This window comes from Pseudomonas sp. AM14(2022) (genome assembly GCF_036346455.1).
GTDB lineage: Bacteria > Pseudomonadota > Gammaproteobacteria > Pseudomonadales > Pseudomonadaceae > Aquipseudomonas > Aquipseudomonas putida_A.
Genome location: NZ_JAOTNY010000015.1, coordinates 48,031 through 60,546 on the forward strand (window position 1 = coordinate 48,031; position 12,516 = coordinate 60,546).

Consider the following 12,516-nt stretch of genomic DNA (forward strand, 5'->3'; position numbering starts at 1 on the left):
TTTGAAGTGCGTTCCCCTGTAGGAGTGAGCCTGCTCGCGATGAGGGCAGTACAGCCACCCGAAGACTCAATGCCGTTTGATAAACCCGGTCAACGCCGTCAACGCCTCCGGCGAGCGCAGTCGCTGAGTGAACAACGCGCCCTCCTCCTCGATTACTTTACGGATCAGCTCGCGATCCGGCGCCTTCATCAATTGCTTGCTGATGCGCACTGCATCTACTGGCAGTTCATCGAAACGCAACGCCATCTCCCGCGCCTTGTTCAGCGCCGCTTCGCCACTGCCCAACGCCTCAGTGGCAATGCCCCACTGCGCCGCCTGCTCACCGCTGAATCCTTCGCCGAGCAGCAACAGCTCCGCCGCTTTCGCGTGTCCGAGCAAACGCGGCAGGATCAGGCTGGAACCGAACTCCGGGCACAGCCCGAGGTTGACGAACGGCATGCGCAACCGGGCATCGCGGCTGACGTAGACCAGATCGCAATGCAGCAACAACGTGGTACCGATGCCCACCGCTGCGCCGGCCACAGCGGCGATCACCGGTTTGCGGCATTCGAGCAGGTTGAGCATGAAGTGGAACACCGGGCTGTCGAGGTCGCTCGGCGGTTGCTGGATGAAGTCGGCGATGTCGTTGCCGGCGGTGAAGCACTCGGCGCTGCCGGTGATCAGCACAGCATTGATCTCAGGATCGTTGTCGGCCTGCTTCAGGGCCTCGGCGAGGCGGCTGTACATCGCGCGGGTCAGGGCGTTTTTCTTGTCCGGACGGTTGAGCCGCAGGGTGAGCAAACCGCGTTCGCGTTCGAGCAGGATGGCTTCGGTCATCAGCGTTACTCAACATTTAAAAGGGCTGACAAAGTTCTTTTGGTGAGGCAAAACTTCTGTGGTGAGGGGATTTATCCCCGATTGAGTGCGCAGCACTCACAAAATCCCGGGGCCGCTGCGCAGCCCATCGGGGATAAATCCCCTCGCCACAGGAGTTCACCTTCACACGAGATTCAGCGCTTAACTGCGGGACAGAAACACATCGGCCAGCAGTTGATTGCGCGGCAGTCCGGCCAGGTACAGACGCTTGGCAAACGCATCGACGCTGGCGCTTGAGCCGCAGACTAAGGCCAGGGTTTGCCGGGAAACAAGGCGCAGTTGCGCCAAAGCGGCGGCTGACTCGGCCGCCGTCCACAGCTCGACGCTGAGGTTTTCGCGTTGTGCGGCAAGCGCCGCCAGGGGTTTGGCCAGATAGTGCTCGCGCGCGTCATGGGCCAGGTGAATGACGCGGATGGCGCCCTGATGATCCTGGCGCAAGGCTTCGCGCAGCACGCCGAACAATGGGCCCTGCCCGGTGCCGGACGCCAGCAGCCACAGCGGGCGCGAGTGCCAGTCCGGATCGTAATGCAGCGCGCCGCCACGCAGTTCGCCGAGGCGGATCGGGTCGCCGATCTGCAGGCGCCGCGCCGCATCGCTGAATTCGCCGGGCTGGCGACAATCGAGGTGAAATTCGAGAAAACGGTCTTCCTGCGGCAGGCTCGCCAGCGAATACGGCCGGGCGATATGGTTGATCCACAGCACCAGATGCTGCCCGGCGCTGTAGCGCAGCGGTCGCTGCGGGGTCAGGCGCAAACGCAGGACGTTATCGCTGAGCCAGTCCAGCGCCTCGACCACCGCCGGGCGCCCGTCGGTGACGGGGTCGAAGGTGTGTACCTGCAAATCTTCGATCACCTGACACTGACAAGCCAGCCGCCAGCCTTGCTGGCGCTGTTCGGCGCTCAAGGCATCCGGGCGACTGTCTACGGGCGAACCCTGAACACACTGCACCAGACAGGCATGGCAACTGCCGGCGCGGCAGCTGTAAGGCACCGCGACGCCGTGCTGATTCAGCGCGTCGAGCAAATTGCTGCCCGCCGCCACCGACCATTGCCGATCACCGACGCGAAGTTCAGGCATCCACATTCTCCCATGCCGCTGCACAACGATTGCGCCCGTCGCGCTTGGCCCGGTACAGCGCCTGATCGGCACGCTGCAAGGCGTCGTCGAGATCATCACCCAGTTCCAGCAGGGTCATGCCTGCCGACAGGCTCAGGCTGCGCACATTCAGGCCCACCAGTTCGACGTCGGTGAACGCGATGCGCAGACGTTCACAACAGGCGGTCAGGCGTTCGGCATCGCAGTCGGGCAGCAACACTACGAATTCCTCGCCACCGTATCGCGCCAGCACGTCGCCGTCACGCAGGCAGGCACCCGCCACGCCGGCGAACGCCTGCAACACTTGATCGCCGGCGGCATGGCCATGCAGGTCGTTGATGCGCTTGAAGTGGTCGAGGTCGATCAGCGCCAGACCATGCACCACGCCCGGCTCCATCTCCGCCAGTTCCCGTGAGGCCAGGCGCAGAAAATGCCGGCGATTGAACAGTCCGGTCAGTTCATCGGTGGCCACCAGATCTTCGAGTTGGCGCATCATCCCGCGCAGGGTGTCCTGATGCGCCTGCAAGGCAAACCGGCGCTGGCGCATGCGCTGCCGTGAAACCTGGACGAAGCGTGCGTAAATCACCAGCCACGCCAGCACCATCGCCAGAATGCACACCTGCAACGCCGCCAGCGCCGGATCCGGCAGACGGAAGTGGTAGCCGTCCCAGAGGGTGATCGCACAGAAACTGAAGAACACCAGCAGCGCGCAACGAATGAACGCACGCCGGGTTAAATGAAACAGGCCGAACAGCAGGATCAGCACGTAGAACACCAGAAACGCGCCACGTGCTTCATCCAGATGAGCGATCAGCCAGGTCTGCCAGCCGAGCCCGAGCAGCACTTGCGCTTCGGTCAGGCTGGGGTCGGCAAAGCGCTGGTTGCGCCCGGACCAGAACAGCGTAAACAACGTGGCCTGGCAGATCACCACCAGCGCGCTGCCGATGGCCACGCCGTTCAATGATTGCGGGTAATGCCCGGTGAAAAACGCCAGCCACAGCAGCAGCAAAGCCAATCCATAGGTGGCTGCGGCGAGGGCAAAGCGCTTGAGCAAAAGACGTTGAATGGCGTTATGGGTCAATCGTTGACTCACCGTGCGATAGGAGGCTGACCGAGTGTCCTACTCTACAGACCGGATGCCACTTTAGAGGGGCGGTCGATAAATGACCACCGATTTTCGGCGCCAAAAATTGACGTCAAATGCATGACCCATCAATGCCCCATGAAGACCTGTGGTGAGGGGATTTATCCCCGATGGGGCGCGAAGCGGCGCCCTGCAATCCTTCAGACAAACCGGGTGCACGGGCTTTACGGCTGCTGCGCAGCCGATCGGGGATAAATCCCCTCGCCACAATGTTTATCCGACCAAAAGCCAATGTGTGCCCACCACCGAGGCGCGGTATACTGCCGCGCCTTTTTAGCGTCGCGCCAGCAGCCCCGGCGTGCCTTGAAAGGTGCTTGCGACCGACCGATGCACCCAAGCCGCAGGCACCTTATTGAATGTTCCCGTCTTTTAGAGGAGCGCGACTCATGACCGTGATCAAGCAAGACGACCTGATTCAGAGCGTTGCCGACGCCCTGCAGTTCATTTCCTATTACCACCCCGTGGATTTCATCCAGGCGATGCACGAAGCCTACCTGCGCGAAGAATCGCCAGCGGCCCGTGATTCGATCGCGCAGATCCTGATCAACTCGCGCATGTGCGCCACTGGCCACCGGCCGATCTGCCAGGACACCGGCATCGTCACCGTGTTCGTGCGTGTGGGCATGGACGTACGTTGGGATGGCGCGACCATGAGCCTGGACGACATGATCAACGAAGGCGTGCGCCGCGCCTACAACCTGCCGGAAAACGTCCTGCGTGCCTCGATCCTCGCCGACCCGGCGGGCGCTCGTAAAAACACCAAGGACAACACCCCGGCAGTCATCCACTACTCCATCGTTCCGGGTAACACCGTGGAAGTGGACGTAGCGGCCAAGGGCGGCGGTTCCGAGAACAAGTCGAAAATGGCCATGCTCAACCCGTCCGACTCGATCGTTGACTGGGTGCTCAAGACCGTTCCGACCATGGGCGCCGGCTGGTGCCCACCGGGCATGCTGGGCATCGGCATCGGCGGCACCGCCGAGAAAGCCGCGGTCATGGCCAAGGAAGTGTTGATGGAATCCATCGACATCCATGAGCTGAAAGCCCGTGGCCCACAGAACCGTATCGAAGAGATCCGTCTGGAGCTGTTCGAGAAGGTCAACCAACTGGGCATCGGCGCCCAGGGCCTCGGTGGCCTGACCACCGTGCTCGACGTGAAGATCATGGACTACCCGACCCACGCCGCCTCGCTGCCGGTGTGCATGATCCCGAACTGCGCCGCCACCCGTCACGCGCACTTCGTGCTCGACGGTTCTGGCCCGGCCTCGCTGGAAGCGCCATCGCTGGATGCCTACCCGGAAATCGTCTGGGAAGCCGGCCCGTCGGCCCGTCGCGTCAACCTCGACACCCTGACCCCGGAAGAAGTGCAGAGCTGGAAGCCGGGCGAAACCGTCCTGCTCAACGGCAAGATGCTCACCGGTCGCGACGCGGCGCACAAGCGCATGGTCGAGATGCTGAACAAGGGTGAAACCCTGCCGGTGGATCTGAAAGGCCGCTTTATCTACTACGTCGGCCCGGTTGATCCGGTCGGTGACGAAGTGGTTGGCCCGGCTGGCCCGACCACCGCGACGCGGATGGACAAGTTCACCCGTCAGATCCTTGAGCAGACCGGCCTGCTGGGCATGATCGGCAAGTCCGAACGTGGCCCGACCGCGATCGAAGCGATCAAGGACAACAAGGCCGTGTACCTGATGGCCGTGGGCGGCGCCGCTTACCTGGTGGCCCAGGCCATCAAGAAGTCCAAGGTGCTGGCCTTTGCCGAGCTGGGCATGGAAGCGATCTACGAGTTCGAGGTCAAGGACATGCCGGTCACCGTCGCGGTGGACAGCAACGGTGAGTCGGTACACATCACCGGCCCGGCGATCTGGCAACAGAAGATCGCCGAAAGCCTGGCGGTAGAAGTGCAGTAAGCGTTTCGCCTGCTGAAAAAGGCCGGGCCATCGCAAGATGACCCGGCCTTTTTTTGTCTGCTCATTTGCTCTTCGCAATAAAAACCATCGTCAGCAATCTTTTTTGATCTAAAAAATCGAGCATACCTGTCAGATCTGACAGGTCATCTGCGGCCCGCTACTTGGTAGCGTTACTCAACCCTCACCTGTGCGGAACGGATGGACCGATGGCCGATAAAGAACTGAATGTTCCCACCCCCTCTATTGCCACGCACTCTTCGTTCACGATGACTGGCCAGGGTTCAACAACGTGGGGCCCACGGGTGGAGCATCGTTTCAATTGCCAATCCCCGTTTCCGGCGGCCGCGGTGCCGATCCGAAGTTGGCACTGACTTACAACAGCCAGTCGGGCAACGGTCCGCTCGGTCTGGGCTGGAGCATGGGCCACGGCCAAATCAGCCGTCGAACCAACAAAGGCACGCCGCGCTACGACGACGATGACGAAATCATCGGTCACGACCAACAGATCTGTACCAAGGAGCGCAATGTCGATGGCTCGTTGAAAAGCCGAATCGAAACGACGTTCAACGGCAAGGAAATCGGCCGACACACCGTGGTGCGCTACACGCCCGAGGTCGAAAGCGATTTCAGCCTCAGAGAACGCTGGGAGCCGATGCACCCGACAGATCCGACAATAAAACTGCCGACCTTCTGGTTGGTCTCTGGCCCCGATGGCTCTTTGCACATGTACGGCAAAACCGCTGATTCACGCGTGGCGGACCCGCAAAACCCGCTTCGCGTGGCGACGTGGTTGCTCTGTGAAACCATGACTGCCCATGGCGAACACATCTATTACCAATACAAACTCGACGACAAAGATCCGGACAACTTCCGCGATTACCGGTCACAGCGCTATTTGCACCGGTTGCTTTACGGCAATTTCAGCGCCAGTCAGGATCTGTACTGCTGGACCCTGGAAAACCCCGGCGAGCTGGACTGGCACTTTCATCTGCTGTTTGACTATGGCGAACGCAGCACATCATTGAGCGTGAAACCGGACTATGAGGTCCCAGGCACGCAGCCTTGGCCGGTTCGCCCCGATGCCAGCTCGGCGTTTGGCCACGGCTTCGAAATCGCCACACGCAGACGCTGCGAACAAGTGTTGATGTTTCACTATTTCCCCACCGAAACGGGTGACGACCCGGTGCTGGTCCGGCGCTTGCTGCTCAAGTACAACGAGCACATAGCCGATTGGAGCTACAGCCTGCTCACCTCGGCTTACTACCAGGCCTGGGGGCCCGGTGGCGATGACGATGTGGAACTCTCCCCCCCCGTACAGTTCGAGTACGCGCCGCTGGAACTCGATCAAACGCCAACGTCCTTGTTTGTCGAGGAGAACATGCCGGGCATTGATGGGGGCCAGCATTATCACTGCGTTGATCTGTATGGCGAGGGCGTACCGGGTTTTCTCTGCCGCTATGACCAGGCCTGGTATTACCGCGAGCCGGTTCGTGGAAAATCGGGGCCCGATGACATCGCCTACGGACCATGGTCGGTGCTGGACAACCTCCCGGTAATCAACAGTAAAAAACCGGTGATGCAGATACTCACCACCCTGTCGGGCAGCGGACGCTTTGACTGGCTCACGGCGCAACCCGGATTTGCGGGGATACGCTCAATGAACCCGGATCGAACCTGGTCCGAATTCAAGGAATTCGATCAAACCCCCACAGAACTGTTCGGCGCATTCGCACAGTTCGGCGACCTGGCCAACGAAGGCCTGATGTCGGTCGCCTTGATCGGGCCTCGCTCCGTGCGTTTTTATCGCAGCAATGTTGAGGAGGGCTTTGCGCAAGCGGAAGAAGTCCTGCATGACCCCGACGATGATCGCCTGCCGTTGTTCAGCGATGTCCGCAGCGAGCTGGTGCTGTTCGGCAATCTGCTTGCCAGCGATACCACCGAGCTGTGTCGCATCCGCCACGACGAAATCAAATGCTGGCCGAATCTGGGCTTGGGCAAGTTCGGCAAGGGTCGCGTGCTCAGCGGTCCGGTCTTCGACTACCACACCTTTGACGCCTCGCGAATACGCATTGCCGACCTTGGCGGTTCCGGTGCGCCGGCGCTGATTTACCTGAATGCCAAAACCTTCGATATCTACCTCAATCATGGCGGCAGCAGTCTGGCAACCGTTCCGATCCGCGTACCGTGGCCTGAGGGTGTGCAGTTTGAACGAACCTGCGAGGTGACATTTGCCGACTTGCAAGGCTTGGGCTGTTCCAGCCTGATCCTGAGCGTGCCGCACATGAAACCGTGCCACTGGCGTTACGATTTTGTTGCGGCCAAACCCTACCTGATGAGGTCGAGCAACAACAACACGGGCTGCAGCGCCAGCATCGTCTATCGCAGTTCCGCGCAGGAATGGCTGGACGAAAAGCAGCAATGGCTTGCCGCCAATCCCGAGGGTGTACCGTCATGCTATTTGCCGCTCAATGTTCAGGTGGTGAAGCAACAGTTCCAGCTGGACGAAATCACCGGCAATTGCCTGAGCCAGAGTTTCAGCTACCGCGAGGGTTACTACGACCCCTTGGCTCGCGAATACCGGGGTTTCGGTTACCTGGAACAAACCGACAGCGAGAGCCTGTCGGGGACCGAGGACACCAGCTTCACCGCGCCGATTCGTGCCTGCAGTTGGTACATCATCGGCCAGTACATGAACCGGCCCCGGGACGGTTATTTCGCCAGCGACCGCGAAGCCGTGCCGCTGGGCGCGACCGTCATCACGCGATATGACGCGGAGCTGGAGCGCGATATTCCTTTCACCCCGAAGCCGGACAGCGCTCTACCGTATGAAATCGCACGGGGCATGTCCGGCACGCTCATGCGCACCGAAATCTACAACGCCGAAGATCCTCCACTGACGGCAAAACCTTACACTGTCGAGGAATATCGCTACCTGGTGCGCGAGGTTCGGCCCAAGGGGGATTACTATCCCGACGCAATTATCCTGCCCCTGTCACTGGAAAAAATCAGCTACCAATATGAGCAGTTCATCGACGATCCCTTGTGCAGGCATGAACTCAATCTGCGCTGGAGCGCATACGGCGCGCCCACCCATTCGCTGCTCGTCAGCTACGCACGCCGCCGGACCGCTGCGGACACCCCGCCCTTCGAGGACGAGGATGAACAGCGCTGGTGGATCGACGCTCACGACGAAGCTCAGAAGCCGTATCACATAAGCGAGAGTCGGGCGCGATTCATCGACCTGGATAGCGATGCACAACATCGCCAACTGGGGCTGGCGTGGCAGGCGCGCAGCGATGCCCTGGTCTTGCCCAAAGGCACTCTTCCGAACGGGCTCAACCCTGGCGAGGTGTCTTTCGAGCAATTGACCCCGCACCTGGATTCAACTCAATGGAATGCGCTGCGCGTGCTGACGCAACAGTCTGAACAGCGCTATCTGAAAACCCTGGATCAGTCCTTGCTGGACAGTGGCAAGGCCGAATACGAAGCGCTGGCCGGCCCCATGGAAATCGCGCAGATTGACAAGACCGCCCTGCAAGCTTACGACGTGCTGCCACCACCCTTTGACATTCGTGCAACGTTGCGCGAAATCGGTTATTTGCCGATGAAGTTCTTTTTCGAAACATCGCTGCCCAGCGAAGAAGAAAACCTGTGGTCAAGCACCTACAACTTCGCCAGATACGCCGACCTCGCCGGTTTTTTCAAAGTGCGGGAGTACAACGAAACGCCCAGCCACGGCGTGACAAAAACCCAGTACGACGATTACCGACTCAGGGTCCGGAGTGTCGAATTGCCGGACGGCTGCACGACCTCGGTCACGTACGACTACCACACGCTATTGCCCTCCAGCATCCTCGATGCTAACGAAAATATCCAAGAGGTCATGTATGACGCTGCAGGCCAGCCGCTTGCGCTGAGCTTTCACGGCACCGAAAACGGTGTTGCCGCCGGTTTCCATGCGCTGAGCGATTTCGTACGGCCCGACAATCTTCTGCCAGGGCCCGCCATTGAAGATCCGGTCGGGGCTGTGCAAGGTGCCGCCAGCACCCTGCGCAAGGATCTGTTCAGCTGGATGGGGTCGTTACCTGCGGACATCAGCGCCGAATTGCTCGCCACCTGGATTGCCAGCGGCGATGTACTGCCCAGCGGCCACATCTGCGCCAGTGCCCGTCAACGCCTGCGGCAACGAGGGGCGCTGACTGCTGCGGATCAAGCCCTGAGCGAAGTGATTGCCAGTGTCCCGAGAGAGCCACCGCACAGCGTTGTCCTCAGCGCTGACCGCTACCCCGGCGACAAGATTGCAGCGCAGATACATATCAGCAAAACCTGCGTCGATGGTTTTGGCCGCACGCTGCAAACGCAGCAATTGGTCGAACCCGGCATCGCCTATGCGGTGGGTGATGACGGCGCACTGATCGTCGATCGCGGACAGCTGCGCGAGGAGCATGCCGAGTCGCGCTGGCGGGTCAGTGCACGGGTCGAGTACAACAACAAAGGGCTGGCGGTGCGGCAGTTCCGGCCGTTTTTTGCCGACACCCATGGCTACGTCGATGATCAATCCCTGCGGCGGTACGGCTATTTCGATCAACTGTTCTATGACCCGCTCGGGCGTCCGGTCAAGCTGATCAACGCCAAGGGCTATTTTTCCCGCGAGACCTATCATCCGTGGTATCAGGCCAGCGAAGACTTCAACGACACCGATGAATCCGCTGAGCAGGAATCGACATCACCACGGACGCTGCACTGATGAGCGCCAACCTTCATCGGCGCACACCGTCGCTCGTCGTGACCGACAGTCGCGGCCTGCCGCTGCGTCAGGTCGCCTATCTGCGCGTGCTGGCCAATGAGGCTGCCGAGGCCTTGGTGACTCGCCAACAGCACGACATTGCCGGGCGTCTGGTGGCGCAGTTCGATCCGCGCCTGAGCGCTCCGAGCGTTATCAGCATTCATGACCTCAATGGCCAGCCACTCAAGGTCAGCAGCGTCGATGCCGGCTGGCGCCTGAGCCTGCCGGGGCTGGCCGGGCAAACCTTGCAGCGCTGGGACGCGCGCGGCGTGCACTGGAGCAGCCGCTACGATGAGCTGCTGCGCCTGGTGGCGATCAGCAACAGCGTCGACCCGCTCAGCGACACCTTCACCTATGCCGATGCCAGTGCCCCGCCCGATCACAACCAGCGCGGTCAATTACTGGAACAGTTCGACCCGTCCGGCAGCCTGCACCTGGACAGCTACAGCCTGGCCGGGCAGCCACTGCGCGAAAGCCGCACCTTCGCCGACGCCCGGGTGTTTGTCAGCCAGCGCATTTTCAGCCCGTTGGGCGCGATGCTGGAGCAGACCGACGCCGGCGGCCACCGCCAGCAATCGCGCTACGACGTCGCCGGTCAGCTCAAGCAGTTGCAACTGCTGCTGGCCGGCGACCACGACTGGCAGGACGTGTTGCTCGACACGCACTTCAACGCCGTCGGACAAATCATCGAACAACAGACCGGCAATGGCATTGCCAGCTACTGGGACTACGAACCAACCACTGGGCGCCTGCAGCGGCAGTGGGCGCAAAAAGGTGCGCAGCCGCCCCTGCAGGACATCAGCTATGAATACGATCCGGTCGGCAACCCGACACGCATCCTCGACAACACGTTCACGCCCAGCCACTTCGCCAACCAGCGGGTCGACGGCGAACGTGCGTTTCGTTACGACTCGCTGTATCGGCTGATCAGCGCCAGCGGTTACGACGACGCGGCCCCCAGCGACCTCCCCGGACGACCGCAGCCGAGCGACCCCAACGACCGACGCAATTACCTGCAGACCTACCGCTACGATCACGGCGGCAACCTGACGCAACTGTGCCATGTGCGCGACGGCGCCTGTCAGACCCGCCAGATGCGTATCGACCCTGCAAGCAATCGCGGTGTGCGCTGGAAACAAGGTGATCCCGCACCGGATTTCGATCAGCTATTCGACCGCCACGGCAACCTGATGGCCCTGCAACCGGGACAGGCACTGCGCTGGGACGCCCGCGATCAACTGGCCTCGGTGACTCTGGTTCAACGCGAAAACGGCCTGGATGACGCCGAGTGCTATCACTACAGCCAGGGCGCGCGCGTCTACAAACGCCATGACACCTACAGCGGTTCCAACCGGCATTTCCACGAGGTGCGCTACCTGCCCGGACTGGAGATCCGCAGCAAGGACAACGGTGAGGAGCTGCACGTCATCAGCCTCGCCGCCGGCGCAGGCCATGTCAGTTGCCTGCATTGGCTCAGCGGCAAACCGGCGGGCATTGCCGACAACCAGTTGCGTTACACCCTCGATGACCACCTGGGTTCATGCGTGATGGAACTGGACCAGCAGGCACGCCTGATCAGTCACGAAGGCTATTACCCGTTCGGCGCGACCGCGTGGATGAGCGCCGACTCGGCTGTCGAGGTTGACTACAAGACGCTGCGTTATTCAGGCAAGGAAATGGATGTCAGCGGTTTGTATTACTACGGTGCTCGGTATTACGCGCCATGGTTGCAACGCTGGGTCAGTGCGGATCCGGCGTGGGATGTGGACGGGCTGAATCTGTATGGGTTTGTGGGAAACAGCCCACTGAGCTATTTCGATGACAGCGGAGAACAACGAACACCTGCCGAATTGAGAGCGGTCATCCATGAGTACTCAAACCTGCTGAATAGCGTCGATGCCGTAATGAACAAGCAGATGTACCAGTTCTACAACATGACCCGTACAAGGGACATCAACAAAGTAGGCTTTAAAAAGCTCCTGTTCACAATTACCAAGGTTTCTGCCTCAGCGACCATGGCGGCGGCGGCAGGTATGGGTGGGGCGCTTGTCGGCTCCGTGGCCGGGCCCGCCGGCGCGGCAATACTCGGGCCTGTAGCAGGAATCGTAGCGGCAGATATCACAGGAAACGAGATGGACAAGATCGCGAAGAAGTCTTCTTTCGGGTATGCGTTCGTACCAGAGACCGACGATCTCGATCTGGCCAGCATCATTGACGACGCGAACCCCAAACCTTTTAGCGTACGCAAGGAAATGAAAAACCTTGCAGCCAAATACGACCCGAGAACCGACGCGGGTATGAAAGAATCGGCGTTGGCGACAGGAGTCGCCTTTGCCGATAGTGCCACGTTGTACGGTTCCCATCTGGAGAAAGTCGTCGAATTCTATCGTTTGGGCAAAGTGTGGCTCGATGCATTGAGTGGCAGCTTTGGGCAGGAAGACCTGGACTGGATAGACGAACAATTCGAAGTTCTGAGTGACTACCTGAATACTCAGAAAGATCGGACTGATGAAGCCTTGAAGGAACTTGAGAACTCTGCGCCCGCCCCCGGGTTTAAAGGAGAAGTCGCGGGAACACGCGTGCGCCTAGGTAAAGCGGAAAGGGTCGTGAAAGCAAAAATGGAACATACGATGGACCTGAAATACCGTGTATCTCAATACTATCGGGAAAAAAATGCGGCCTGAAACCACCGCTCAATCCTATGAACAGCTCTATTTCTCGCCGAA

The 12,516-nt window shown here is 60.4% G+C and carries 6 protein-coding genes; 3 read left to right on the forward strand and 3 right to left on the reverse strand.

The features are described from left to right. Window positions 1–66: 66 nt before the first annotated feature. From V3W27_RS24025 to V3W27_RS24035, 3 genes are all read right to left on the reverse strand, one after another. Window positions 67–816: an enoyl-CoA hydratase-related protein gene (locus V3W27_RS24025; protein WP_330207714.1), complete on the reverse strand. Its 750-nt coding sequence runs from the start codon at window positions 814–816 to the stop codon at window positions 67–69. A gap of 180 nt (window positions 817–996) precedes the next feature. After that, window positions 997–1,932, reverse strand: a complete 936-nt coding sequence (locus tag V3W27_RS24030; RefSeq protein ID WP_330207715.1) for an iron-sulfur-binding ferredoxin reductase — start codon at window positions 1,930–1,932, stop codon at window positions 997–999. Further along, complete coding sequence (locus V3W27_RS24035) at window positions 1,925–3,031, reverse strand: GGDEF domain-containing protein (RefSeq protein WP_330207716.1); 1,107 nt, start codon at window positions 3,029–3,031, stop codon at window positions 1,925–1,927. Before V3W27_RS24035 ends, V3W27_RS24030 begins: the two co-directional genes overlap by 8 nt. Window positions 3,032–3,480: 449 nt before the next feature. Here V3W27_RS24035 and V3W27_RS24040 point away from each other — a divergent pair, with 449 nt between their 5' ends. From V3W27_RS24040 to V3W27_RS24050, 3 genes are all read left to right on the forward strand, one after another. After that, the gene (locus V3W27_RS24040; protein ID WP_027612504.1) at window positions 3,481–5,004 is read left to right on the forward strand and encodes a fumarate hydratase; all 1,524 of its coding nucleotides are present in this window, start codon (window positions 3,481–3,483) and stop codon (window positions 5,002–5,004) included. A 319-nt stretch (window positions 5,005–5,323) separates the two neighbouring features. After that, window positions 5,324–9,751 carry a SpvB/TcaC N-terminal domain-containing protein gene (locus tag V3W27_RS24045; RefSeq protein ID WP_330207717.1) on the forward strand — a complete coding sequence of 1,476 codons (4,428 nt, stop codon included), beginning with the start codon at window positions 5,324–5,326 and terminating at the stop codon, window positions 9,749–9,751. After that, entirely contained in the window at window positions 9,751–12,474 is a 2,724-nt protein-coding gene (locus tag V3W27_RS24050) for an RHS repeat-associated core domain-containing protein (protein WP_330207718.1), read from the forward strand. Before V3W27_RS24045 ends, V3W27_RS24050 begins: the two co-directional genes overlap by 1 nt. Window positions 12,475–12,516 lie beyond the last annotated feature (42 nt).